Annotated in this window: 28 protein-coding genes; 10 read left to right on the top strand and 18 right to left on the bottom strand. The window is 62.5% G+C overall.

Features of this window, described 5'->3' with window-relative positions:
- Positions 1-3 precede the first annotated feature (3 nt).
- Together LB523_RS17045 and LB523_RS17040 are read right to left on the bottom strand one after the other, a co-directional pair.
- The gene (locus LB523_RS17045; RefSeq protein WP_224604870.1) at positions 4-819 is read right to left on the bottom strand and encodes a plasmid partitioning protein RepB C-terminal domain-containing protein; all 816 of its coding nucleotides are present in this window, start codon (positions 817-819) and stop codon (positions 4-6) included.
- Positions 816-2,378 (bottom strand): recombinase family protein, encoded by a 1,563-nt coding sequence (locus LB523_RS17040; RefSeq protein WP_224604868.1) that lies wholly within the window; start codon positions 2,376-2,378, stop codon positions 816-818. The genes LB523_RS17045 and LB523_RS17040 overlap by 4 nt, the downstream gene beginning before the upstream one ends.
- Positions 2,379-2,444: 66 nt before the next feature.
- On the opposite strand from LB523_RS17040, the gene LB523_RS17035 reads away from it, so the two are divergent.
- The 3 genes from LB523_RS17035 (at position 2,445) to LB523_RS17025 (ending at position 4,494) form a co-directional block, all read left to right on the top strand.
- Complete coding sequence (locus tag LB523_RS17035) at positions 2,445-2,705, top strand: type II toxin-antitoxin system HicB family antitoxin (protein ID WP_224604866.1); 261 nt, start codon at positions 2,445-2,447, stop codon at positions 2,703-2,705.
- Between the two features lie 183 nt (positions 2,706-2,888).
- Entirely contained in the window at positions 2,889-3,206 is a 318-nt protein-coding gene (locus LB523_RS17030) for a YMGG-like glycine zipper-containing protein (RefSeq protein ID WP_140843262.1), read from the top strand.
- Between the two features lie 190 nt (positions 3,207-3,396).
- The gene (locus tag LB523_RS17025; RefSeq protein WP_140843264.1) at positions 3,397-4,494 is read left to right on the top strand and encodes an acyltransferase family protein; all 1,098 of its coding nucleotides are present in this window, start codon (positions 3,397-3,399) and stop codon (positions 4,492-4,494) included.
- 49 nt (positions 4,495-4,543) lie between these two features.
- Here LB523_RS17025 and LB523_RS17020 read toward each other — a convergent pair whose 3' ends face one another.
- Entirely contained in the window at positions 4,544-5,722 is a 1,179-nt protein-coding gene (locus LB523_RS17020) for an acyltransferase family protein (RefSeq protein WP_224604863.1), read from the bottom strand.
- Positions 5,723-6,203: 481 nt separating this feature from the next.
- Positions 6,204-6,485: a hypothetical protein gene (locus tag LB523_RS17015; RefSeq protein ID WP_224532270.1), complete on the bottom strand. Its 282-nt coding sequence runs from the start codon at positions 6,483-6,485 to the stop codon at positions 6,204-6,206.
- Between the two features lie 333 nt (positions 6,486-6,818).
- On the opposite strand from LB523_RS17015, the gene LB523_RS17010 reads away from it, so the two are divergent.
- Positions 6,819-7,232 carry a hypothetical protein gene (locus LB523_RS17010; protein ID WP_224604861.1) on the top strand — a complete coding sequence of 138 codons (414 nt, stop codon included), beginning with the start codon at positions 6,819-6,821 and terminating at the stop codon, positions 7,230-7,232.
- A gap of 87 nt (positions 7,233-7,319) precedes the next feature.
- The gene (gene dusA / locus LB523_RS17005; RefSeq protein WP_224604859.1) at positions 7,320-8,318 is read left to right on the top strand and encodes a tRNA dihydrouridine(20/20a) synthase DusA; all 999 of its coding nucleotides are present in this window, start codon (positions 7,320-7,322) and stop codon (positions 8,316-8,318) included.
- A gap of 46 nt (positions 8,319-8,364) precedes the next feature.
- On the opposite strand, the gene LB523_RS17000 is transcribed toward dusA, so the two are convergent.
- Entirely contained in the window at positions 8,365-9,069 is a 705-nt protein-coding gene (locus LB523_RS17000) for a TIGR02281 family clan AA aspartic protease (protein ID WP_095765387.1), read from the bottom strand.
- 10 nt (positions 9,070-9,079) lie between these two features.
- Positions 9,080-9,310, bottom strand: coding sequence for a DUF1289 domain-containing protein (locus tag LB523_RS16995; protein WP_095765388.1), 231 nt, complete (start codon positions 9,308-9,310; stop codon positions 9,080-9,082).
- 165 nt (positions 9,311-9,475) lie between these two features.
- Here LB523_RS16995 and LB523_RS16990 point away from each other — a divergent pair, with 165 nt between their 5' ends.
- The gene (locus LB523_RS16990) at positions 9,476-10,471 is read left to right on the top strand and encodes a nicotinate-nucleotide--dimethylbenzimidazole phosphoribosyltransferase (RefSeq protein WP_224604858.1); all 996 of its coding nucleotides are present in this window, start codon (positions 9,476-9,478) and stop codon (positions 10,469-10,471) included.
- A gap of 11 nt (positions 10,472-10,482) precedes the next feature.
- Here LB523_RS16990 and LB523_RS16985 read toward each other — a convergent pair whose 3' ends face one another.
- Entirely contained in the window at positions 10,483-12,006 is a 1,524-nt protein-coding gene (locus tag LB523_RS16985; RefSeq protein WP_095765389.1) for a sensor histidine kinase, read from the bottom strand.
- A gap of 76 nt (positions 12,007-12,082) precedes the next feature.
- On the opposite strand from LB523_RS16985, the gene LB523_RS16980 reads away from it, so the two are divergent.
- The 4 genes from LB523_RS16980 to LB523_RS16965 all read left to right on the top strand — a co-directional run bounded on the left by LB523_RS16980 (position 12,083) and on the right by LB523_RS16965 (position 14,609).
- Positions 12,083-12,706: a thermonuclease family protein gene (locus tag LB523_RS16980; RefSeq protein ID WP_224604855.1), complete on the top strand. Its 624-nt coding sequence runs from the start codon at positions 12,083-12,085 to the stop codon at positions 12,704-12,706.
- 46 nt (positions 12,707-12,752) lie between these two features.
- A complete protein-coding gene (locus LB523_RS16975) occupies positions 12,753-13,364 on the top strand; it encodes a glutathione S-transferase (protein WP_224604853.1) in 612 nt (203 codons plus the stop codon).
- A gap of 10 nt (positions 13,365-13,374) precedes the next feature.
- Complete coding sequence (locus tag LB523_RS16970; protein WP_224604851.1) at positions 13,375-14,010, top strand: uracil-DNA glycosylase family protein; 636 nt, start codon at positions 13,375-13,377, stop codon at positions 14,008-14,010.
- A 107-nt stretch (positions 14,011-14,117) separates the two neighbouring features.
- Entirely contained in the window at positions 14,118-14,609 is a 492-nt protein-coding gene (locus LB523_RS16965; RefSeq protein WP_006205209.1) for an Lrp/AsnC family transcriptional regulator, read from the top strand.
- 21 nt (positions 14,610-14,630) lie between these two features.
- Here LB523_RS16965 and LB523_RS16960 read toward each other — a convergent pair whose 3' ends face one another.
- The 11 genes from LB523_RS16960 to LB523_RS16910 all read right to left on the bottom strand — a co-directional run bounded on the left by LB523_RS16960 (position 14,631) and on the right by LB523_RS16910 (position 22,603).
- Entirely contained in the window at positions 14,631-15,203 is a 573-nt protein-coding gene (locus tag LB523_RS16960) for a DUF3299 domain-containing protein (protein ID WP_224604848.1), read from the bottom strand.
- Between the two features lie 64 nt (positions 15,204-15,267).
- Complete coding sequence (locus LB523_RS16955) at positions 15,268-15,780, bottom strand: GNAT family N-acetyltransferase (RefSeq protein WP_224604845.1); 513 nt, start codon at positions 15,778-15,780, stop codon at positions 15,268-15,270.
- Between the two features lie 25 nt (positions 15,781-15,805).
- Complete coding sequence (locus LB523_RS16950) at positions 15,806-16,510, bottom strand: DNA alkylation repair protein (RefSeq protein WP_224605180.1); 705 nt, start codon at positions 16,508-16,510, stop codon at positions 15,806-15,808.
- Positions 16,511-16,516: 6 nt separating this feature from the next.
- Entirely contained in the window at positions 16,517-17,386 is an 870-nt protein-coding gene (locus LB523_RS16945; RefSeq protein WP_224604842.1) for an NAD(P)-dependent oxidoreductase, read from the bottom strand.
- Positions 17,387-17,499: 113 nt separating this feature from the next.
- Positions 17,500-18,324 (bottom strand): ABC transporter permease, encoded by an 825-nt coding sequence (locus LB523_RS16940; RefSeq protein ID WP_224604840.1) that lies wholly within the window; start codon positions 18,322-18,324, stop codon positions 17,500-17,502.
- Entirely contained in the window at positions 18,321-19,037 is a 717-nt protein-coding gene (locus tag LB523_RS16935; protein ID WP_224547740.1) for an ABC transporter permease, read from the bottom strand. Before LB523_RS16935 ends, LB523_RS16940 begins: the two co-directional genes overlap by 4 nt.
- Before the next feature lie 78 nt (positions 19,038-19,115).
- A complete protein-coding gene (locus LB523_RS16930; RefSeq protein ID WP_095765397.1) occupies positions 19,116-19,901 on the bottom strand; it encodes an ABC transporter substrate-binding protein in 786 nt (261 codons plus the stop codon).
- Between the two features lie 152 nt (positions 19,902-20,053).
- A complete protein-coding gene (gene mobB, locus LB523_RS16925; RefSeq protein WP_095765398.1) occupies positions 20,054-20,569 on the bottom strand; it encodes a molybdopterin-guanine dinucleotide biosynthesis protein B in 516 nt (171 codons plus the stop codon).
- On the bottom strand, positions 20,566-21,198 hold the full coding sequence (gene mobA / locus LB523_RS16920; RefSeq protein ID WP_224604838.1) for a molybdenum cofactor guanylyltransferase MobA: 633 nt from the start codon (positions 21,196-21,198) through the stop codon (positions 20,566-20,568). The genes mobB and mobA overlap by 4 nt, the downstream gene beginning before the upstream one ends.
- Before the next feature lie 5 nt (positions 21,199-21,203).
- Positions 21,204-22,124 (bottom strand): DMT family transporter, encoded by a 921-nt coding sequence (locus tag LB523_RS16915; RefSeq protein ID WP_224604836.1) that lies wholly within the window; start codon positions 22,122-22,124, stop codon positions 21,204-21,206.
- 122 nt (positions 22,125-22,246) lie between these two features.
- Positions 22,247-22,603 (bottom strand): hypothetical protein, encoded by a 357-nt coding sequence (locus tag LB523_RS16910; protein ID WP_140628062.1) that lies wholly within the window; start codon positions 22,601-22,603, stop codon positions 22,247-22,249.
- Positions 22,604-22,621 lie beyond the last annotated feature (18 nt).

The following is a 22,621-nucleotide window of genomic DNA, read 5'->3' as shown; positions in this document are numbered from 1 at the left end:
AGTCTATTTGAAGACGGTCAAGTTATGAAACTCTTCGAAATGGCCAGGAAAATTGCGTGCGAGATACCGCACAACCTTGGAATTATCCATCAGCCGTTCAAAATAGCGGCAGGCGGCGACGAGTTCCAGGCTCTCTGGTCCGCGCCGGTCGAGCGCGTTTAAAAATGCGCGGCTAAGGTTGGCCAAATCGCACTCCATTTCTGCCCGCCGGTCTTCGGGAAGGCTGGCGAGCTCGGGGCTCGGTTGGATATCTTTAACCAGGAGTGACGGAGGCGTGAGAGCGACGAGCATCTTCACGTAGTTGACGCTGACCGGCCCTCTGGCAATCGTCAAACGTGCAACCTCTATTTGCCTGACCGGAAGCACCGCCCGCAGCAATGCGAAAAGCCCTGCCGGCCCGCTGCAGTCTCTCAGCAGACTGAGGACCTCCGGGCAGATCTCGCCGGCTGAAATCGGATTGGCGTCGGCGGAGATGGGTTGCGATGAGGTCTGCGCAGGCGGCGAGCCGCTGATTCTCCGCGCCAATGTATTTGGCATCGTAGCAAGGCCTTCGGATGCCAACAGGTCGCGGAACTGCCCGTCGCCTGCTATCAGGCGTACCGCCACGGCGATCCTGTCCAAACGTTGCTCCAGTTCTTCCACCTCTGCGATGAAGGCATGCTTGCGCCTGCACTCGGCGTCGTAAATCCTAAGGAACTCGGGAGTGGAACGGCGCATCTTCGGGCGTAGCTGATCGGAGGCCAACGCGCCGGCATGTCGGCGGCCGTTGTTGAGGAGAATCTTGTGGGCAGCTTCCCGGCTCAGCCGCTTCGACCTCATGTTGCGCTCTCGACAGCGACCCGCTCCGCCAGAGCAAGCAGCGGCATCAATGTGGGGAAAACATGGGAATCCAGAAGCGCTCCATTGTTGGCGTGCAGATCACGTTTCCCGGCGATCTCACGGGCCGGTGCAATCAGGTAGTCTCGAATGGTGAGGTCGCCGGGATTCATCCGGATCAGGACATAGATGTCCGGCAATGGTTGCCGATCAGCCTTCACAAACCATCGTGGATAACCGAAGTAGGAGGCTCTGCAGCGCGCTATTGCGATCGCCACGGTGATCTCCTCGTTGATCTGGACGACGCCTGTCCCTGCGTCATAGGCCGCAACCGCGCCCCGCGCTTCAACTACGGCCAACAAATCATGAATCGCCTGCAGCCTCATAGTATCCAGTCGTCGGTTGACGTGGATGTAGCGGTAGTTCTTGGGCGCCTGGTATCCGATCAGCTCATAGGCTTTGACGAGGGTCCCAAAGCGCCACGAGTATCGTTGGGCCGGCGGGCAATCGGGTGCGGCGTCGATGATGAAGGTGGATAGGGCACCGCGGCGTGCCAGCAGCGCCTCGAGGGCGTCCAACATCTCCTGATCGGACATGTGGCGGTGGATAGTCTTGAGCAAAATCTGTGCGCGTCTGAATAGCTTGCGATCGACGATCGGCTCCAGGACGTTCTCCACGCGAAGCCACTGTTCGGGAGGATTGTGGACCCGATGGCTCTTCAGCCTGCTCGAGCCCCTGTTCCAGACGCTGTTGCCAATGTAGTTCTCGTTGGTCAGCAGCGAGTGGACAGATTCTCGCGTCCAGGGGCGCTCCAGGTCGGTCAGCAGGCCGCGCTTGTTGAGCGTTCGGGCAATCTCCAGCTGTGACTTTTGTGTTCTGACAAAGTGGTTGAAGATCCATCGTACAGTCGCGACCTCGTCCGGCGGCCCCTGGATCAGAACGATGCGATCCGTCTGCAGGTTCTTGTACTCGTAGGACGAAAGGATGCCTTTGGGACGCCCATGTTGATCGACAAGCAGTCGCCGCAGGCCAAACCCTGCCTTGCCGCCTTGTCGAAAACCCATCCGGATTAGCCTCGCCTGGCCAATGAAGACTTTCTGCGACAGCATTCTGCTGTGCTCAGCAGCCATGCTGCGCTTGATCGCCTTGAGCACATCGGATCCAATGCTGCCGTCATTTGCGAACTGTTCAGCGCAGAACTCGATCCGCACACCTGCCATCTGACATCGATACTCGTATGCGGCGCTCTCATCGATATTCTGGAATCGTCCCCATCGGCTTACGTCGTACACCACGACGGTCTCGAAATCGGCTCTCCCGATTTCGACATCGGCCAGCAACTGCTGAAGGCCGGGGCGGCCTTCGAGGTTGAGCCCACTGCGGCCCGCGTCCTCGTAGGTGGCGACGATGTCGTACCCCATGAGGTCCGCATAGTCGCGGATGGCATCCCGCTGATTTTCGATCGAGTAGGCCTGATACTCAGTCGACATGCGCAGGTATTGCGCAGCGCGAACCCTTCGCCTCCCGGCAGGCGGATTGCCATCCTCTGCAAACTTGTCCATCGCCTTGCACCTTGGTGCCGGCAATTTAAACTAGCGGTCGATCGCCCACCAGCAAGGCAAACTGAGATGCAGCAATATGTCGGGCTGATCCATCAGGAAGGCGCCAGCGACTACGGCTTGTCATTTCCCGACTTTCCCGGGCTGATCACGGCCGGCGCCACTGTTGACGAGGCGCGCGAGCTCGCCGAGGAAGCCCTGGCCTTTCACGTCGCAGGGATGATCGAGGACGGCATAGCGGTTCTGCAACCTACGTTGCTCGAGCACATAGAGGCAGATCCGGACCATGGCACGCAAGCTTCCATATTGGTGCGCTTGGAGATCGCCTGAACGCGCGGCTGGTTGCCATCGCCCGCCAAACTTTCCCATTTGGCAACCATGGCGTTCAACCGGCAGGAAACCGTGATTCACTTCGTGAGCGGGCTCTGCCGCCGTTCCGCCGCAATGCGACCGCAGTCGGGCTCTGTTCGCCCCAGCCTGTCAGTCACCCGGGGCTTCAGAGGAGTTCTAGTGATGATCATCAAGAAGGCTATTCTGGCGGTGCTGATGACCGCGGCTCTTGCCGGCTGCGAGACACAGACCGAAGGCCAGCAGCGGGCCACCACCGGCGCGTTGATCGGCGGCGCCGGCGGCGCGCTGGTTGGTCAGGCGATCGGCGGCAACACCAAAAGCACGGTGATTGGTGCGGCGAGCGGCGCGCTTCTCGGCGCCGTGGTCGGCTCAGCCTCCACACCGCAGCGCCGTGGCGAGCAGCTCTGCCGCTATCAGGACCGCTACGGGCGCATCTACACCGCGCCCTGCGACGACCGCTACTACAACGGCAATTATTGATCCTGTCGGGTCTTCCTTCTCCCCGTTAACGGACTTCGTTACGGGGAGAAGGTACCCTCCCGTTTCCGGGCCAGGGAGCCGGGGACGCATACCAGTAGCGTGCGCCGCAAAAGGTTCTTGTGCGACGCAGCAATCAATGCGTAGATTGATTTGGGCGACTTTGGCGGGTTCGGGATGACCGGAGATCGGTTTGAGACCGGAGACGACCCACTTCGACGCGCTTCACGGTTTGCGTGGCATCGCCGCTGTTCTGGTGATGCTTGGACATTTTCGCGAGCTGACGGCGCAGCACCTTGACCTAGCGCCGTCGGGTTTCCTCGCAGTCGACTTGTTCTTTCTGCTGAGCGGCTTCGTGATTGCCCACGCCTATGACGAGAAGTTCCGAAAAGGGATGTCTTTCCGGGAATTCGCGGAAGCCCGCATCGTCAGGCTCTACCCGTTATATTTCGCCGCCATAGGTATCGCCATGGCCGGCGTGGGCGTGTCCATCGCGATGCACGGGCTAGGCTCGTATTCGCGGCTGGATTTGCTTGCGAGCCTTGCCTTTTCCCTGCTTTTCCTGCCGACGCCGCCGACGCTTTCGATCGTTCCAAGCGTGCTTTTTCCGCTGAACGGTCCGGCTTGGTCGCTTTTCTACGAACTGGTCGCGAACGCTTTTTTCGCCGCGCTGGCCTTGAGGCTTACCGGCCGCTCGCTCATCGCTATTTCCGGCCTTGCTTTCCTGGCGCTGGCGGTGATGGCCTGGGACGGCATGATGATCGGCGGCGGCGCCCATTGGCACAGCACAATCGCTGGTCCCGTCCGGATCGCCTTTTCCTTCTTCCTCGGCGTTTATCTGCGGCGATACGCGATGGGGGAAAACCGGGACGGCAATCTCTACATGCCGTTTCTCCTGGCGCTTTGCGCCGGGCTGATGATCTTCCGTCCCGCAACAAATGCGCAATTGTACGATCTGGCAATGATAGTGCTGGTCTGGCCTTGGCTTGTTCTGACGGCTTCCCGCTTGCGGCTCTCGGGCTTCTGGCGCGCAATCGCCCTGTTCGCCGGCAACATCTCCTACGCCATCTATGCGCTCCACACGCCGCTGACCTGGATGGTGAACGTCCTGGACGAATTCGCCACCGGAACGCCTTGGAACCAGCACGGCCTGCCATTCGTGGTGGGGACATCCATCCTCGTCATCGCGGTTTCGACATTCGCGCACTATGTCTACGACAAGAATGCCCGGACCCTGCTGCGGCATCTGCTTTCGCTGCGGCGCGCACGCGAAGAGGTGACGCAGTTCTAGCCGAAGGCCTGCCGGCATGGCTGGCGATCGGACCACCCGCTAGTCGGTGCTAATGCCACTCGGCGGGACTTGGCTTAAGCGCCGGCTTCTTCCGCGCGAACCGGCTCAGCACCACCCGGCCGAGTTGCTGGCCGGGCATCTCGATGACCCTGTAGGTGACGAAGGAGAGAAGGCAGACCACCGGCAGCACGATCGCCAGCACGATGGCGAAGCGCAACGGCGCGGCAAGGCCATCGCCATAGCGGGCAATGACGAATGCCGCGACGGGCTGCAGCACCAGAAGATGGATCAGATAGATGCTGTAGGACAGCTCGCCGAGCACGTGGAAGATGCTCCCGCCCAAGGCGACGGCGGTCCTTCGCGCCACCGTGCCCGCCATGCCCGGCAGCATTCGGTAGAGGACAAGGGCAAAGAAGCCCAGCACCAGCGCCTCGCGTATCAGGAACTTCGAAAGCCCGTAGCCGTCGCCAAAGGGGATCGCAGCAAGCGCCATGGCCAGGGCCAGATGCAGCAGTGGCCTCGGTCGGCTTTGTGCCAGGACGCCCGCCAGAAGCATGCCGCAAAGAAACACCTGGATCTTCAGCGGCAGGAAGGACGGCATCGGGAAATGGATCGACAGCGACTTGAGGATCATCACAGCCAGGCCGCCGATCGCCGCCACGAGTATGGCGCTCCATATCCAGTCGAAGCGGCGCACCAAAAGCATCAGCGCCGGGAAGACTGCGTAGAACTGCATTTCCAGGCCAAGACTCCAGTCTGGCAGCGGCGTCCGGTAGGCGAGATTCGGAGAAAGGCCGAACAGGAATGTCAGGTGGGCGACGATGTTCTTCAGGCTGCCGTCGAGAAAGCGTTCGGGCGCCTGGGGCGAGCGCTGCAGGAAGGCATCGATGACCGTCCGTGACTCATAGAGATACGGCCCGAGCGCCAGCGCGAAGAGCAACATGACGTAGAACAGCGGCGCAATGCGAAAATAGCGCCGCGTCCAGAATTTGAGCCAGGTTTCAGGCCTTTGCCAAGGCTCCTTGTCCTGGCGCAGCTGATAGTGGAACACCATCAGGAAACCGGAAAGCATGATGAAAAGATCGACGCCGAGCGCAGGGTCGCCAAGCACCGGAAGATGCCAGCCAGTCAGGAGCAGGCAGTGTCCGACCAGCACCCACAATGCTGCGGCTGCGCGAAGACCGTCCAGGCATTCGATGCGCGATGACGCGGTAAAGCTATTATTCATGCTGCAATGCAGCATGGCGAGCGAGCCACGAATGTCAACCCGCGATGTGACCAGAACAAGCCGGCGGCAACGGCTGGGTTGGCGCTCTACAACAATCTCGTTGCGAGACGGGAATTGGCCGGACGCCCGCTCGGACGTTCGATGCTAAGGCCGAAGCGCTGCGGCTTCACGCCGCCAAATAGGTAGTGAAGATATTTTTTTGCGTATTTTGTAATGACGTGCTCGCGAACCCAGAGTTGTGGCAGCCTGGGTTTTCGCTGCCATGAGATCAGTGTGGATTGCCGGCTTTTGGACGGTAGCAGCAGCACTGCTTTGCAAGGGGGTACTTCGGGCTGCTTATGGGCTGAGATACCAAGGACCGCGCGTTGGCCAGCCGGGCGCACAGGCCGAGATAACGCTTCTAAAGACCTCCTGGCTCGTCCCCATTGATCGTAAGATCAGCTCTGCGAGAGCTATTGCCAGTCCTCCAGGCCGCCTCGCGCTATGGCTGGAGAAGTGCGCCACCATATTGCGCCCAAAGGTGTTCGCAGTCCCATGTCCTCAAGCTTGGCGCTCCTGGTTCCCCATATAAGACCATTGCACCGCGAACGTCGTATCCAAGCACCGAGGCATTGGCGACGAACTGGATGGCGCGCCCTAAGCTGATGGCGCCGATCCGGACTTCAATTTTGCTGGTGAGGTCGATCACTCCGAAGATTTCCGCATCCGTGGCTCTGCCGGCCAAAACAGCCATCGAGATCGCATCGTCCAGGGCAAGGAGCATCGCGTGAGTCCCCGTAAGCAGCGCTTGCCAACTTCGATAAGCGAAATTGGTTCCGCGTCCTGCATGAACCTGAGATCAACCTTCAGTTTCCGTCGCCTGGTGGATATCCGGTAGGGGAGCGAGTGATCTAGCGCTATGAGTAAATGAACAGCGGGAGTGGCGGCGACACTCTGCTCGGTGGGCCAGGACGAGTCGGGGCCTAACAGTCAAGGACGCGGCTCAGCGTTATCGCGGAGAACGCTTTTTACCCGTGTCCTTCGCCGGCTTAACTCCCCGGCTTGCGGCCAAGATTTGCTAGCCGGGTATCATTTGACGCCGGCGTCGGCAACGGTCTTGGACGCCGACAGGCTTGCTTACAACAACGTCCCCTTGCGCGGCCCGGTCACGACCAAAACGAATAAGCCGTTCACGATCGAGCGCAGCGACGTGGCACTTCCCCAAATCTCTTTTCAGCATCGCAAGGGCCGCAGCCTTGGAGCGGCGAGGGGACTTGCCTACATCGCACATGTCCTCGATATGAAGGTCTATGAGTTCGCCGAAAGTTTTCAGGCGCGCTATACGGGACTTGGTCGGCGTCTCACCGCGATCAACTTGGCGCTCGGTTTCGGTGGCCCAGCGGCGTGCGTCGTCTCTCCGCAGGAACGTCTCGCTGGCGTAGCGACCTTTGCGACGGACTTGCACACGCCAGGAACCGGACGAGAGCTTTGTGTAGGTCGCCATTTTTCGTGTGCGCTCCGTGTGCAATGAGAGGTCGAAACGTGGCGAAAAGGGTCGTATTCTGGCGTAAATTCGTGTGCACTCGGCACCATCTAACGATTTGATACTAAAGAAAAAATGCTGAAAAATCAAGAGCATAGAATAGCCATTGCGCCCATGATGGACTGGACGGACCGGCATTGCCGGTTCTTCCATCGTCAGCTGACGCGCCGCGCGCTGCTTTACACCGAGATGGTGGTGGCGGATGCGGTCATACATGGCGCGCGCGAAAGACTGCTCGGTTTCGACAATGTCGAGCACCCGGTTGCGCTACAACTTGGCGGATCGGATCCCGCAAAGCTCGCCGAGGCAGCGCGGATCGGCGAAGCCTTCGGCTATGACGAGATCAACCTCAATGTCGGCTGTCCGTCCGATCGCGTCCAGTCGGGGACGTTCGGTGCCTGCCTGATGAAGACGCCGGTTCTGGTCGCCGAGTGCGTCGCGGCGATGAAGGCCGCGGTGAAAATACCCGTCACGGTCAAATGCCGCATCGGCGTCGACGATCAAGACCCAGGGCCTGCGCTCGACACGCTCGCCGACGGCGTGCTCGCCGCCGGCGCCGATGCGCTCTGGGTGCACGCCCGCAAGGCTTGGCTGGAAGGGCTGAGCCCCAAGGAAAACCGCGAGATCCCGCCGCTCGATTACCCGCGCGTCTATCGGCTGAAGGTCAGAAAGCCGGACGAATTCATCGGCATCAACGGCGGCATCCAGTCGCTCGCCGAGGCGTCGGCGCATCTTTCCCATGTCGACGGCGTGATGCTCGGCCGCGCGGCCTATCATACGCCGGGGATCCTGACCGGCATCGATGCCGCCTTCTATGGCGAGGCGCCCGCCGCCTTCGATTATTCGGCGCTGATCGATGCCGTGGCCGGCTACGCCGCGCGCCATATCGAGCGGGGCGGGCGGCTCGGCCACATTACCCGCCATATGGTCGGACTGTTCCACGGCTTGCCTGGCGCGCGCCGCTTCCGGCAGATCCTCTCCACCGACGCGAACAAACCTGGCGCCGGGCCGGAGGTGCTGAAGACCGCGTTTTTGGCAATCGATTTCGCGGCGGCAGAAGCCGAGGCAGCCTGACTGTCGGCTAATGCGGGTCGCGCCGCATACTGCCGCGCGACACGCATCAGTCCCGCAGGATCATGCGGTCGCCGCGTACGTCAAAACCCGATAATGAGCCGATGAAGTTCATGCCGAGCAGGCTTTGGTCAAGCATGCCGGGCGCGGCGACCATCACCGACATGTCCTTGCGCACGATGCCGCCGATCGCCACCTCGTCGGTCCTGACCGTCGCAGCGCGCGCCCTGCCATTGGCCGTGGCGACATCCACGCTGTAGCTGAGCGCCGCCGGGTTGAAGCCCGCGGCTTGAGCATCTTCAGATGTCAGCACCGTGCTGGTTGCGCCGGTGTCGACCACCGCGCGCACCGGCGTGCCGTTGACCAGGATGCGGGCTTCGAAATGGCCGTTGTCGGCTTTGTCGAGCGTGACGGTCGGGCGGCCATTCTCCACGCCTAAAGCCAACGGACTGCCCGGGACAAAGCCGGCGGTGACGCGGCTCGCCACATCCTGCAACTCGTAGCGATACTGGTAGCCGGCGATCAGCACGAGCACGAATGCCGCCCAGACGCCCAGATTGCGCGCCATGTCGCCCAGCGGTCGGCCGGAGCGGAGCAGGCTCGCACCGATCACCATCACCAGGACGCCGACCCAGATAAGCCGGCCGAAATCATTGTTGTTCATGCCGAAAGTGCGGCCGGCCGAATTGTTGAGCATGAGCAGCACGACCCCGACGCCGATCACCGCCATGACGATCCAGAATAACCGGTTCATCGGTTTCTTCTCACAGAACGCCGCGCTCGCGCGCCATGCGGGTACGCCGGGTTTCGCGGCGCGGCCGCCGCTCGACCGTTTCGAGCCGCGCGGGCAGTTCGGCCATCACCGCCCGGCGCGTTTCAGGGGTCATCGCGAGCCAGGCGGAAATCTCGTCGCGTGTGCGGCCGCAACCAAAGCAGAAGCCGGTTTTCATATCGATCGAACAGACCAGGATGCAGGGGGATTCGATGGCGGTCATGCTGTTCTCTTGGCTTTATTCCACATGGTGCAACCGCCGGAGCAATGCAAGCCCTCCGCGATGCGTCGCAAGGCGACGCGTCCGCGGCATCGTCAGGCGGTTGTGCCGGCGGGAGAAGGCGGCTATGCCGCTTGCGATTTTCGCAACGAACCGCGACCGACATAAATGCCTGCTCAGCCTTTCGACGATTTCCGAAGCCTCCTGGCGGCCCTGCCGCCGGCCGATGACGCGGCGGGCGGCCGCGTCCGGGCACTGTTCGCCAAAACGGACAAGCCGAAAGGATCGCTGGGACGAATCGAGGACATCGCGGCCTGGATTGCCACCTGGAGCGGGCGCGCACCGCCGGCGATCAATCGGCCGCTGATGGCGATCTTCGCCGGCAATCACGGTGCCGTCAGGCACGGCATTTCGCCGCGGCGTGTTGCCGCGACCGCCGATGAAGTCGAGCTCTGCGCTGCCGGCGGGGCCGCGATCAACCAGGTCTGCATCGCCAACGATCTCGGCCTGAAAGTCTTCGATCTGGCCTTGGATATCCCCACGGGCGACATCACCGAGGAAGCCGCGCTCGATGAACGCGGCTGCGCCGCGACCATGGCCTTCGGCATGGAGGCGGTCGCCGGCGGCGCCGATCTTCTGTGCCTTGGCGATCTCGGGGTCGGCAATTCGACGATCGCCGCCACGCTTTGCGCCGCCCTGTTCGGCGGCGAAGGAGCCGACTGGGTCGGGTCGGGTTCGGGCGCCGATGCGGCGATGATCGCACGCAAGGCCGAGGTCGTCGATCGGGCGCTGGCATTCCATGGCCCGGATCTGGGAGACCCGCTCGAGGTTTTGCGCAAGGTCGGCGGGCGCGAATTCGCGGCGATCTGCGGCGCGATTCTCGCGGCGCGCATGGAGAAGATTCCCGTCCTGCTCGACGGGTTCGCGGCGACAGCGGCGGCCGCCGTTCTTTATGCCGCCAATCCAGGCTCGCTCGATCATTGCCTGCTTGCCGGCCTGACGCCGGAGCCAGGCCACGCCAAGGCCACCGAAAGGCTCGGATTGCGGCCGCTGCTTGATTTCGGCATCAGCCATGGCGAAGGGGTAGGGGCTGCTCTCGCCGCCGGTATCGTCAAGGCCGCGGCACTGACCAGCTCGGGCATGGCGCTGGCTGTGCGGCTTTAGCGCCCGGCGAATCAGCGGCGTCCGCGCGCGGCGACCGTCTTGGTCGGCAAGGCCGGCAATTCCTCCATCACCCGGCTCAACGGGAAGATGGCGATCGCCTCGGTGCCTTCGCGCAGCTTGGAATGAAGCTCGAACTCGCCGCCATGCATGGCAAGCAGCCCCTGCACGATCGGCAGGCCGAGGCCGGTTCCCTGCTCGGCGCTCTTGATGGCGATCGAGCCCTGGCCGAAGGCGGAAAGCACCACCGGGATTTCTTCTTCCGGTATGCCCGGGCCGTTGTCCTTGACCGAGATGTACTGGCCGCCGCCGGCCGTCCAGCCGACACGCACGCGCACTTCGCCGCCGGATGGGGTGAACTTGATCGAATTGGACAGAAGATTGAGCGTGATCTGCCTGACGGCGCGCTCGTCGGCGAAGAGACGCGGCAAGGTCTCCTCGAACTCCTGGATGATGCGGATGTCCTTGTTGCGGGCGCGCAGCTCCATCATATGGCAGCAGTCCTCGACGATGGTCACCAGCACGACCGGCTCCTCGTTGAGCTGGTAGCGGCCGGCCTCGATGCGCGACAGGTCGAGGATCTCGTTGATCAGGTCGAGCAGGTGCTGGCCGGACTCGTGCACGTCATGGGCATAGTCGCGGTAGGTCGGATTGTTCATCGGCCCCAGCACTTCATTGGCCATCACTTCGGAGAAGCCAAGGATGGCGTTGAGTGGCGTCCTGAGCTCGTGGCTCATCGAGGCGAGGAAACGCGATTTCGCCAGATTGGCGTCCTCGGCCCGCCGCCTCGCCTCGTCCGACATCGATTTCGCCGTCTCCAGCTCGGCGATCAGCGCGTCCTTCTCCGAGCGGAAGGACAGCACCATCAACGAAGCCTGGTTGAGATGACGCGCGACGTAACCGAAGAAGGGAAGCGCTGCGATGAGCAAGGCCGCCATCGTGGCTTCGATCGGCGTCCACAGGCGCATGACGGTGTAGACATAAACGGCAACGGGAATGGCAAAGGTCGCGAACAGCGCGCCGCCAAGCGAGGAGGCCATCACGGCGGTCGTCGCCATTGCGATCAGCAGCACCATGGCCTTGGCCACATGGAACTGGTCGATCTGGCATGTGGCGCAGCCGAACCAGGCGAACCACGCCCACCCAAGGCCGCAGAGGAAATGGCCGATCAGGAAGTCGCGACGTGTCTGCACCGGGTCGAGTTCGGCCGCCTCGGTCCGCTCCACGCGACGCGCCATGAAAGCGACGATCGTGTAGCAAAGCAGCGTCGACAGGGCCCAGATGGCGATCTGGCTGTCCAGGCCCGCCAGCCGGCCGATGGCTGCCACGGCGAGCACGAGCAAGGGGATCGCGACCGCGCTGACCACCATGGCGCGCGCATGCAGCTTCAGCAGTTCACGGTCGAAATCGAGGCTGCCCGCCTGCTGCGAAAGGCGGTCGCGCGTCTTGCGCACCGCGCGCGCCACATCGCTGTTGCGGTGCGGTTTACGGCGGTCCACAATAAACTTATCCGCTGTGTTCGAGCGTTGCAAAGGCATACAGACTTCAATTTCTGCGCGCAGCGACTTCCGGTTCGTTAAGCTACGTTCGAATGATTAAGAGACTGTTTGCCATATGAGCCGTTTCGGGCCGCGAGGACCGCGCCGACGCTATGTGGCGAGCCCGCCGCGGAGCCACTGGCGCAAGCTGCTGGACTACGGACTTGCCATTCTTCTGCTTGGTTTGCTCATCCTGGTGGCGGCACGCCTCGACCGCTTCGAGAGGCGCCAGAAGCAAGGCACGGCGATCGTCAATGACGGCGATTCGATCACGCTCGGGGCCGAGCGCATCCGCATGCGCGGCATCGACGCTCCGGAGTATCAGCAGACCTGCCAAAAGGCCGGCGCCGACTATCCCTGCGGCAAGCTGGCGCGGCAGTCGCTGGTGCGCCTGATCGCCGGCAGGCCTGTTCTCTGCAGCGGCTGGCGGCGCGATCGCTACGGCCGCCTGCTCGGCGATTGCAAGGCAGGTGATACCGACCTAAACCAGGCCCAGGTGCAGGCCGGATGGGCGGTTGCGTTCGGCGACTTCGAGACCGAGGAAGCAGTGGCGAGAGCGGCCAAGGCCGGCATCTGGGCAGGCACCTTCGCGGAGCCGCAGGACTGGCGCGACAGCCATCACGGTGCGCCGGTAGAGCGAAAGCACGGCGTGCTGGCCTCGTTCGGCGATGCGTTGCGCGAATTTGTTCGCTTCTGGTGATGGGCGGACCCGCACCTATGATCCGGTGGAGAAGCTGGAGGATGGAATGAAGCTGTTCGACGGCGGCCGCGCGCCCAATCCCCGGCGCGTGCGTGTTTTCCTTGCCGAGAAGGGGCTGACGGTGCCCCTGGTGCCCGTCGACATGGGCGCGCTGGAGCATCGCGGCGAGCAGGTGGCTAAGCGCAATCCGCTGCGGCGCCTGCCGGTGCTCGAGCTCGACGACGGCACCATCATCACCGAATCGATCGCCATTTGCCGCTATTTCGAGGAATTGCACCCCGCGCCCGCTTTGTTCGGCACGGGTGCGCTCGGCAAGGCAAAAGTCGAGATGTGGCAAAGACGCTTGGAATTGAACCTGATGAGCAGCGTCGCCGCCGCTTTCCGGCACATCCATCCGGCGATGAAGGAATGGGAAGTGCCGCAAGTTCCGGAATGGGGCGAGGCCAACAAACCGAAGGCGATCGAATTCCTGCACCTGCTCGACGACGAACTGGCGGATCGCGAATTCGCCGCCGGCGATGCTTATTCGGTCGCCGACATCACCGGCATGATCGCCATCGACTTCATGAAACCAGCGCGTATCAAGGTGCCGGAAGAGTGCACGAACGTACTGCGCTGGTACGCGGCTCTTGCAAGCCGGCCGAGCGCGACGGCCTGAGCGACAGAAATTGGATAATCCGCCCGATACGAGACAAGCGCTGCAGCGCCTCACCGAAAGGGTGCGGGCCTGCCGCATCTGCGTCGACCAGCCGCTTGGCCGGCCTTTGCCGCATGCGCCGCGGCCGGTGCTGCAGCCGTCCTCCACAGCGCGGATCCTGCTTGCCGGCCAGGCGCCGGGGACAAAAGTGCATGCGTCGGGCATGCCCTTCACCGATGCCTCCGGAGACCGGCTGCGAAACTGGCTCGGCGTCAGCGCGCAGGAATTCTACGACACAGAAAAGTTCGCCATCGTGCCGATGGGTTTTTGTTTTCCTGGACAGGACGCCAAGGGCAGCGACCTGCCGCCGCGTCGCGAATGCGCGCCGGCCTGGCGCTCGGACCTGATGGCGCTGATGCCGCAGATCGACCTGGTGCTGACCATCGGCGGCTATGCGCAGGCATGGCATATGGGCACGGCACGGCTGCCGTCGCTGACCGAGACGGTCAGGAACTGGCGCGCCATATGGGATGGACCGGCCATGCCGAAAGTGCTGCCGCTGCCGCATCCGTCCTGGCGAAACACCGGCTGGCTGAAGAAGAATCCCTGGTTTGAAATGGATTTGCTGCCCTTTCTCAGGTCGGAAATCCGCTATCGTATTGATTAGCCATTCTGCAAGAAATCACTCGCATTTACCGCCATCGGCAGAATTTCTTTCTTGTGAAAGGCTCCGGTAAAAGGGATTATAGCCAAACTATTCCCCTGGAGCCTCCCATGGATCGCCTCGATAGAAAAATTCTCCGCCTCTTGCAGGAGGACGCGACGCTCGCGGTCGCCGATGTCGCCAAGAAAGTCGGCTTGTCGACGACGCCATGCTGGCGGCGCATCCAGAAGCTCGAGGAGGAAGGCGTCATCAAGCGTCGCGTCGCCATCCTCGATCATGAGAAGGTCAATGTGCGCGTTACCGTCTTCGTGTCGATCCGCACCAATTCGCACAGCCATGAATGGCTGCGGCGCTTCTCCGAGGTCATCCAGGAATTCCCGGAAGTGGTCGAGTTCTACCGCATGAGCGGCGACGTCGATTACTTGCTGCGCGTGGTGGTGCCCGACATCGCCGCTTACGATGCCTTCTACAAGCGGCTGATTGCCAAGATCGAGATCCGTGACGTCTCGTCGTCCTTCGCCATGGAGCAGATCAAGTACACGACGGAAATTCCGCTCGATTACATGGTGCTGGACAAGGAATCGGGCGCGAACGCGGCGTGACGCTGGTTGCGCCGCTCGGCCCTAATTCTTCTTTTTGTTCAGAAAATTCCACGGCGAGTTGACCGGCAGGGTGACCGTGTCCGGCACGCTGCCGACGCTCGTCACCTCGGCCTTGCGCACGGTGTAGCCGGACTGGACAATCGAGATGCCGTCGAGGATGAACAACTGGCTTTTCTCCATGCCGGGCCTCAGCACGCCGGTGACCGCGACCGGATCGTAAGCCTGCTTCATCTTGTAGGGATGCGCCGGCGTGACCAGCACGATCTGGTTCGGCGGCGGCGTCGGCATGTGGCTGCAGGCGCCCGTCCACGGCACCAGCAGGAACTGGTAGACGAGGTCGCCGTCACGATCGACCGGCAATGCATATCCGGCTAATTGTATCGTCTTGTCCTGCAAGTTGAGCGACAAGGTCTCGCCGTGGTCAGGCAGTTTTGCCGCGATCATCGGCAGGTTCGCGTCTTCGGCTATCGCTTGCGTCGCGGGGCGCAGATCCTTCCAGACAATATGCGCGACATCAGCCGCGGCATCGGCTCCAGTGGCTGCGAGGAGGAGCGCAGCCGCCAGCGCCGCGCATGACTTGAAACGCTTGCTCATGATCGCTCCATCCTCCGCCAGTCCATTTGCTGAATCGAGTAAAAGCGTCGTGACCGATCCGGGCTCACCGACCCAGCCGCATCACATGCCGTCGCGTACCGGCGGTGCCGGTCTCATGGAAGCCCCTCGTAGTAAACATGTCGCGAAAACCCATGAAGCGATAGCTCGGGGCGGCCTCGTCGACGGGATAGGCCTCGATTGTATGTGCGCCTTTGCTGAAGGCATGGTCGATCGCAGCGTCAAGCAAAGCGGAGGCCAGCCCGCCGCCGCGCAGGGCCCTGGGCACATAGAAGCAGACGATCGACCAGATGCCGGTTTCGGTGTCGTCCTGCTGCTTTGAAAGCTTCCGGTAGGTCTCGCGTGGCGCGACCGAGCACCAGCCGACCGGCCTGCCGTCCATCTCAGCGATGATGCCGACCGGGGTGCCTTTGTGGATGAGCGCCATCATCATGCGCTTCTTCTCGTCGCTCTCAATGTGCTCGCGAGTGGAATGGCGCCAGGCCATGCACCAGCAATATTTCGGTGCGCCGGGCTGCTCGAACAGGTTTTCGAAGTCGGCACGTGTCTCTGGCGTCACCCCGACGAACCGAATCCCAGCAAGGTCAAGCTTTTGCGGCTGCGAGCCTTTCGAGCTGTCTGGCATCCGTCAGTTCCTTCACTGCATCCTTGCCGATCCAGCGCGCCGTCTTGTCCGGCGATGCCGCTAATCTTTCCGCCAGCGCAAGGGCAGGGGCGTGCAGGCTCATCGACCGTTTGCCGATTTGCCGCAGCGCCCAATTGACTGCCTTGCGGACGAAATTGCGCGGATCGCCGGCATGCTTCTCGATCAGCGGCAGATAGGCGAGGAAGGTCGCGTCCGGTTCTTTCTTGAGATGCACCGCGCTCCAGGCCAACATGGCAAAGGCGGTGCGGCGAACGAATTCGCGTTCGTCTCCAGCGAACTCGTCGATCAATTCGCGCCAGAACGGTGTTTCGGCAAACAGGTCCGCAACGGTGTCGACGATCTCCCAGCTGTCGAAATCCGCGGCCCAGCGCCGGCATTGATCGATATCGACCTTCTTCGGCTCGCCGGTGAAGGCGGCCATCAGCCGCGCTTCGCGGATGCCGCTGTTCCAGAGCTGCAGCGACCGCTCGTGGTTCCTCTTCAGCTTGCGCGCCAGCAGCCGCAATTGTGAATTCCCGACGCCGAGCGCGCTGGCGGTGTTGATGCCGAAGCGCGCCATGCCCGCCCGATTGTCCTCGGTGCCGACCGAACGCAAATGAGCGACGATGTCATCGGCGCTCCAGCTCGGATCGGGCTGGGGCATCGTCACCTATCTTTCCAGGCGCGCCAGCAGCGATGACGTGTCCCAGCGCTTGCCACCCATGTCCTGCACATCCTTGTAGAACTGGTCGACCAATGCCGTCACCGGCAGCTTGGCGCCGTTGCGATTGGCCTCCGCCAGGCAGATGCCGAGATCCTTGCGCATCCAATCGACGGCGAAGCCGAAATCGTATTTGCCGGCATTCATTGTCTTGTGGCGGTTTTCCATCTGCCAGGAGCCGGCAGCACCCTTGGAGATCACCTCGACGACCTTCTCGATGTCGAGGCCGGCCTTCTTGCCGAAATGGATGCCCTCGGCCAGACCCTGGACGAGGCCGGCAATGGCGATCTGGTTGATCATCTTTGTGAGCTGGCCGGCGCCGGCCGACCCCATCAGGCCGACCATGCGGGCGTAGCCGTCGATGACGGGCCTGGCCTTGTCGAAGGCGGCCTCATCGCCGCCGACCATGACGGTCAGCACGCCGTTCTCGGCGCCGGCCTGGCCGCCTGACACCGGCGCGTCGAGGAAGGAGAAGCCCGCCTTGCGCGCGGCATCGTCAAGCTCGCGCGCGACCTCGGCCGACGCGGTGGTGTTGTCGATGAAGACGGCGCCCTTCTTCATGGCGGCGAAGGCGCCGTTCGCACCCGTGGTCACCGAGCGCAGATCATCGTCATTGCCGACGCAGGAAAAGACGAAGTCCTTGCCCGCGGCCGCATCGGCCGGCGTCAGCGCCAGTTTGCCGCCATGCTCGGCCACCCACTGCTCGGCCCGTGCCTTGGTGCGGTTGTAGACGGTGACGTCATGGCCGCCCTTGTTCCTGAGGTGCCCGGCCATCGGATAGCCCATGACGCCAAGACCGAGAAATGCAACCGATGCCATAAGCCTGCCTTCCAACAAAACACAGTTTCCAGTGGCGGAAGGTCTAGGCCATGCGAAAAATTCGTCAAGGCACGCAGCGCTGCATCGACCGGTGCAGGCGGCCGGGCCGCAATCTATCGATGCAGATGGATAGTGATGCGGCGCTCGATCCACTCGACGCCGTGGCGCAGGATCTCGACCATCACCAGATAGACGATCGCCACCCAGATATAGGCCTGGATGTCGAAGGATTTCGCGTAGGCGAGCTTGGCGTTGCCCATCAGGTCGTAGACGGTGATGATGGCGACGATCGCGGAGGCCTTGATCATCAGGATGAGCTCGTTGCCATAGGGCCTGAGCGCGACGATGATCGCCTGGGGCATGATCACCTTGCGCAGCGTCTGCAATCTGTGCAGTCCGAGCGAGGCCGCACCTTCCCATTGGCCGCGCGCCACGCTTTCGATGGCGCCGCGCAGGATTTCGGCCTGATAGGCGGCGGTGTTGAGCGAGAAGGCAAAGACGCCGCAATAGAAGGCCTCGCGGAAGAACCACCACAGCCCGACCGTCTCAAGCTCAGGCCGGAACGAGCCGATGCCGTAATAGACCAGGTAGGTCTGCACGAGCAGCGGCGTGCCGCGGAAGAAGTAGACATAGCAATAGGCGAGCCCGGACAGGAACGGGTTCTTCGACATGCGGCCATAGGCGACCGGAAGCGACAGGATGGCGCCAAGGACCATCGAAATGCTGACCAGCGACAGGGTGGTTCCCAAGCCCTGGAGATAGGCGGGAGCATATCGGGCGAAGAATTCGGCGTTCCAGGCATAGACAAGATAGGCGACGATGCCGAGGCCAAAAAGAATCCAGATGCCGACCAACGCGTAGCCGAGGATGCGGACCCGCGGCCAGCCGCGCGCTGGCGGCGGCGGCTTGTCGATGGCGATAGCCTGGCTGACGCTCATCGCGCTTCCCTCCGTCCGAGATAGCGCAGGATATAGCTCGTGGCGATCGACGACAGGACGGCCAGCGCCAGGAAGATCAGCGCCGCGACGCTGTAAAAGAGGAAGGAATGCTTGGTGACGCGCGCCGCCACGCCGGACTGGCGCAGGGTCTCCGCGAGATTGACGACCGAAACCAGGGAGGTGTCCTTGAGCAGGCTCAGCCAACAATTTTCGAGACCCGGAAAAGCGATGCGTATCAGCTGCGGCAGGATCACCAGCCGCATTGTCTGCCATTTCGACAGGCCAATGGCGTAGCCACCCTCATATTGGCCTTTAGGAATGGCGCGGAACGCGGAGAGGAACACCTCGCTGGCGTAAGAGGAGAAGATCAGCGCCAGCACGATCATGCCGGCGACGAAGCTGTTGACGTCGATAGTTGCGTCCGGATTGAACAGCCGGACGAGATATTGCAGCAGAAGCGGCATGCCGAAGAAGAACAGGAACAGCGTCACCAGTTCCGGCAGGCCGCGAAAGACCGTGGTGTAGATGTTGCCGGCAAGGCGCAGCGACGGCTCTTCATGCTGCTTGGCAAAGGCGACGAAAAAGCCGATCACTAGGCCGATCGGCAGTGTGGCGAGCGCCAGCGCGATGGTGACCAGAACGCCAGAGGCAATGTCGTCACTCCAGCCCTCCGGTCCCCAGCTGAGAAGTGTCCAAATGCTTTGGGCCGGCATTGACGGGTCGTGTCTCCGTGGCGATCCCGGAAGGATTTAAGGGCGGCGAGGGATGCCTCACCGCCCTTGGCTTATCGATCAGGACTCGGCGCCGTAGACGTCGAACTTGAAGTATTTGTCGTTGATTTCCTTGTACTTTCCGTTCTTTCGGATGGTGTCGATCGCTTCATTCAGCTTATTGACCAGATCGGTCTCGCCCTTGCGCACGGCGATGCCGGCGCCCGGTCCGAAGATTTCGACCGGCTGCGGCGAGGGCTGGCCGAGGATCTTGCAGCAGGCGCCGTCCGGCGAATCCAGCCACTGCTGCAGCACGACGATGTCGTCCTCGATCGCATCGAGACGGCCATTGGCGAGGTCTGCCTGCTCCTCCGGGCTGCTCGGATAGCCCTTGATGGTGCTGTCCGTGTAGGTCTTCGAAGCGTAGTTGTAGTGCGTGGTGGTGGTGGCGACGCCGATGGTCTTGCCGGCGAGGTCTTCCTTGGTCACGCCCTTGAGCGGCGAATCCTTCGGGACAGCGATGGCCGAGGGGGTGTTGTAGTATTTGTGGGTGAAGTCGACCTTTTCCTGGCGCTCGGGCGTGATCGACATCGAGGCGACGATGGCGTCGAACTTGCCGGCCTGGAGCGCCGGGATGATGCCGTCCCAATCCTGCGCGACGAAGGTGCATTTCACCTTCATCTCGTCACAGAGAGCCTTGGCGATATCGATGTCGAAGCCGACCAGCTGGCCGTCCGAGGTCAGGTTGTTGAAGGGCGGGTACGCGCCTTCGGTGCCGATCCTGAGGGTCTTTTCCTGAGCCTGGGCGACGCCGAGTGTCAGCAGCGCGGCCGAAGCGGCGAGCGCGATACGCAGTGCAATACGCATGATAATCCTCTCATATTGTCATGGCCGCTGTCCCGTGCGGCTCTTGTGGGCGGCGCTTTCTTGACCGCCCGCTGAGGCGGATACTCCCACTCTTTGCGAGAAAAAAGCAACTGCAAATCAACGGCAAACGACAATCAGGACGTGCCGCTGCGTTACTTGGTCTGAGCCACGAGACCTGTGCTGCGCTCGATGAAGTCGGCTATCGATTTCGTGTCGTCGAGGTCGAAAACCGGCAGGTCTTCGCCTTCGACCGTGAAGTCGGCGGCGACCGCGACAATGTTGGGATCGTTGGCCGAAAGCGGCGTCCGATCCTTGGCTTCAAGCCGCCTTGCCTCGATCTTCTTATGCGCTTCGCGCTTGTAGCCTTCGACCAGCACGATGTCCGAGGGCGACAGCCGCGCCAGGATGTCGTCCAGCGTCGGCTCGTTCTCCTCGCGCAATTCGTGCATCAGCGCCCAGCGCCGGCCGGAGACGATGGCGACTTCCGTCGCGCCCGCCTGGCGGTGGCGGAAGGAGTCGGCGCCCGGCTTGTCGATGTCGAAGTCATGGTGCGCGTGCTTCACCGTCGACACCGTCCAGCCGCGCGCCACCAGCTCTGTGACCAGCTTTTCCGTCAGGGTCGTCTTGCCGGAGTTCTTCCAGCCGGTGATGCCGAATACGCGTCTCATGGCCCGAGGCTTTGCAATAGACGCTCCGCCGCCGCAAGGTCGTCCGGCGTGTTGATGTTGAAGAACGGATCGATCTTTTGGCCGCGAGCCTCGATCATCGGGAACTCAACCTCGACATGGCCGTGCCGCTCCATAAACGCGGAAACCCGCCGGTTGTCCTCATCGACCAGGAAATGGCGCAGGGCGTCGCGCAGGCCGAGCGGCCAGAGCGCGAAGGTCGGGTGCCATCTGCCGTCGGAGCTGGCGACGGCGATCGTGCCGGGCCGATCGGGCGCTGCCAGCACCAGGCGCTCGACGAGGTTGTCGGGAAAGAACGGCGTGTCACCGGCGGCGCTCACCAGCCACCGGCAGCTTGTTTGCTTTGCCGCCCATTCGATGCCGGTGAGAATGCCTGCGAGCGGGCCGGCATGGCCCGGCACCGTATCTTGGATGACCGGCAGACCCATGCCGGCAAATCGCGCCGGATCGCCGTTCGCGTTGAGTCCCAGTGTGGCGACCTGCGGCCTCAGTCGCGCGGCGACCCGATCGATCAGCCTGGCTTTGCCCAATGAAAGGAGCGGCTTGTCGCCGCCGCCCATCCGGCGCGACTGGCCTCCGGCCAGAATGATCCCCGCAACAGTTCGGTCCATCGTGCCTATATGCCGTCCGGTGCCATGTCGGGTCCAGCGCTTTCGGCGGCAGGTTGCTGTCGGCCCACGACGCGCTCGCGGTAGAGCGCATAGAGGCCCGAGCCGATGATGATGGCGGCGCCGACGGTCATCGGCGCATCCGGGATATCGCCGAAAATGACGAGGCCGAGCAGGATCGACCACAATAGCGCGGTGTAGCGGAACGGGGCGATGAAGGAGATGTCGCCCGAGCGCATCGCCATGATGATGAACTGATAGCCGATCAGCACCAGCACCGCCGCCAACGCCAGAAGCGTGGTCGCCCGGCCGCTCATCGGCGTCCAGCCGCCCATCGGCGACAAAAGCAGCGCGCCCAGCACCGTCATGGCAAGCGCGGTCGCCGTCGACACCAGCATGGTCGGGATCGCGTCAGGGATCCGCTTGGTGGCGAGATCGCGCACCGCGCAGCAGGCGACGCTGGTCAATGCCAGCAGCGAGTAGACGCTGAAGCCCTCGAAGCCCGGCCGCACGATGATCAGCACGCCGGTGAAACCGATGGCAATGGCAAGCCAGCGCCGCCAGCCGACGCCTTCGCCGAAGAACAGCGCCGCGCCCATGGTCACCGCCAGCGGCAGCGCCTGCAGCACGGCCGAGACGTTGGCGATCGGCAAATGCGCAAGCGCGATCAGAAACGATACCGTGGCGCCGGCTTCGCCCGCGACGCGCGTCGCCACCATCGGCTGCAGCATGGCCGCCGGATTGGCAAGCGCGCCGCGCCGCCAGGCGAGCAGGCCGACGAGCAAGGACGCGAAGGCGCCCCGCACCAGCATGACCTGCGCCATGTTCATCGATTCCGACGAGAATTTGGTGATCGCGTCGTTCAAGGTGAAGCCGACCATGGCCACGATCATGAACAGCGCGCCGCGCAGATTTGGCGAGAGAGGCAAGGGCGTTTCCGGATTTATTTAATTCAGCCGTCTAGCAGGCAGCCGGAAAACAGCAACGGCAAAGAAATGGGCCACGAATTTCTGCGTGGCCCGTGAGATCGATTTGCCGAGCTTTGGAAGGCTTACTTCGGCGTCAGCACCTCGGTACCGTTGCCGTTCTGGCCGGCGATGGTCCACAGCCCGTGCAGAGAGCCGTCCTTCTCGATCTTGTAGACGACGAGACCGATCTCCTTGCCCATCGCGTAGCCGGCGGAAAATGCATTGTCGTTACGCATGCAGATGCCGTCCGAGGTCGAGCCGCCGGTTTCCCAGTGGATGGTGCAGGTCGTGTCGCTGGTCAGCGTGATGGTTGCCTCGCCGTCATATTTCGAGCCGTCGAAATTGGTGCCGGCGACGGTGTAGGTGCCGCCGATCGACTGAGCCGCGGCCGATACGGAAGCAACCCCAAGCATTGCTAGTGAAAGCATGAATGTGCGCATGTGCACTCCCCCTAGAGC

This window comes from Mesorhizobium sp. ESP-6-4, from assembly GCF_020164735.1.
Taxonomy (GTDB): domain Bacteria; phylum Pseudomonadota; class Alphaproteobacteria; order Rhizobiales; family Rhizobiaceae; genus Mesorhizobium.
The sequence above is the reverse complement of the archived record's forward strand: the minus strand, read 5'-3'. Positions and strand labels throughout refer to the sequence as shown.

Coding starts and splice junctions, on each gene's coding strand:
- LB523_RS17040 (WP_224604868.1), bottom strand. CDS start 2,378: ATGGACAAGTTTGCAGAGGATGGCAATCCGCCTGCCGGGAGGCGAAGG.
- LB523_RS16960 (WP_224604848.1), bottom strand. CDS start 15,203: ATGAGCAAGCGTTTCAAGTCATGCGCGGCGCTGGCGGCTGCGCTCCTC.
- LB523_RS16940 (WP_224604840.1), bottom strand. CDS start 18,324: ATGAGCGTCAGCCAGGCTATCGCCATCGACAAGCCGCCGCCGCCAGCG.
- LB523_RS16980 (WP_224604855.1), top strand. CDS start 12,083: ATGAGCCGTTTCGGGCCGCGAGGACCGCGCCGACGCTATGTGGCGAGC.
- LB523_RS16945 (WP_224604842.1), bottom strand. CDS start 17,386: ATGGCATCGGTTGCATTTCTCGGTCTTGGCGTCATGGGCTATCCGATG.
- LB523_RS16990 (WP_224604858.1), top strand. CDS start 9,476: ATGCCTGCTCAGCCTTTCGACGATTTCCGAAGCCTCCTGGCGGCCCTG.
- LB523_RS16935 (WP_224547740.1), bottom strand. CDS start 19,037: ATGCCGGCCCAAAGCATTTGGACACTTCTCAGCTGGGGACCGGAGGGC.
- LB523_RS17045 (WP_224604870.1), bottom strand. CDS start 819: ATGAGGTCGAAGCGGCTGAGCCGGGAAGCTGCCCACAAGATTCTCCTC.
- LB523_RS17020 (WP_224604863.1), bottom strand. CDS start 5,722: ATGAATAATAGCTTTACCGCGTCATCGCGCATCGAATGCCTGGACGGT.
- dusA (WP_224604859.1), top strand. CDS start 7,320: ATGCTGAAAAATCAAGAGCATAGAATAGCCATTGCGCCCATGATGGAC.
- LB523_RS16950 (WP_224605180.1), bottom strand. CDS start 16,510: ATGCCCCAGCCCGATCCGAGCTGGAGCGCCGATGACATCGTCGCTCAT.
- LB523_RS17035 (WP_224604866.1), top strand. CDS start 2,445: ATGCAGCAATATGTCGGGCTGATCCATCAGGAAGGCGCCAGCGACTAC.
- mobA (WP_224604838.1), bottom strand. CDS start 21,198: ATGGACCGAACTGTTGCGGGGATCATTCTGGCCGGAGGCCAGTCGCGC.
- LB523_RS17000 (WP_095765387.1), bottom strand. CDS start 9,069: ATGAACCGGTTATTCTGGATCGTCATGGCGGTGATCGGCGTCGGGGTC.
- LB523_RS17015 (WP_224532270.1), bottom strand. CDS start 6,485: ATGCTCCTTGCCCTGGACGATGCGATCTCGATGGCTGTTTTGGCCGGC.
- LB523_RS16910 (WP_140628062.1), bottom strand. CDS start 22,603: ATGCGCACATTCATGCTTTCACTAGCAATGCTTGGGGTTGCTTCCGTA.
- LB523_RS17030 (WP_140843262.1), top strand. CDS start 2,889: ATGATCATCAAGAAGGCTATTCTGGCGGTGCTGATGACCGCGGCTCTT.
- LB523_RS16930 (WP_095765397.1), bottom strand. CDS start 19,901: ATGCGTATTGCACTGCGTATCGCGCTCGCCGCTTCGGCCGCGCTGCTG.
- LB523_RS16965 (WP_006205209.1), top strand. CDS start 14,118: ATGGATCGCCTCGATAGAAAAATTCTCCGCCTCTTGCAGGAGGACGCG.
- LB523_RS16985 (WP_095765389.1), bottom strand. CDS start 12,006: ATGCCTTTGCAACGCTCGAACACAGCGGATAAGTTTATTGTGGACCGC.
- mobB (WP_095765398.1), bottom strand. CDS start 20,569: ATGAGACGCGTATTCGGCATCACCGGCTGGAAGAACTCCGGCAAGACG.
- LB523_RS16975 (WP_224604853.1), top strand. CDS start 12,753: ATGAAGCTGTTCGACGGCGGCCGCGCGCCCAATCCCCGGCGCGTGCGT.
- LB523_RS16995 (WP_095765388.1), bottom strand. CDS start 9,310: ATGACCGCCATCGAATCCCCCTGCATCCTGGTCTGTTCGATCGATATG.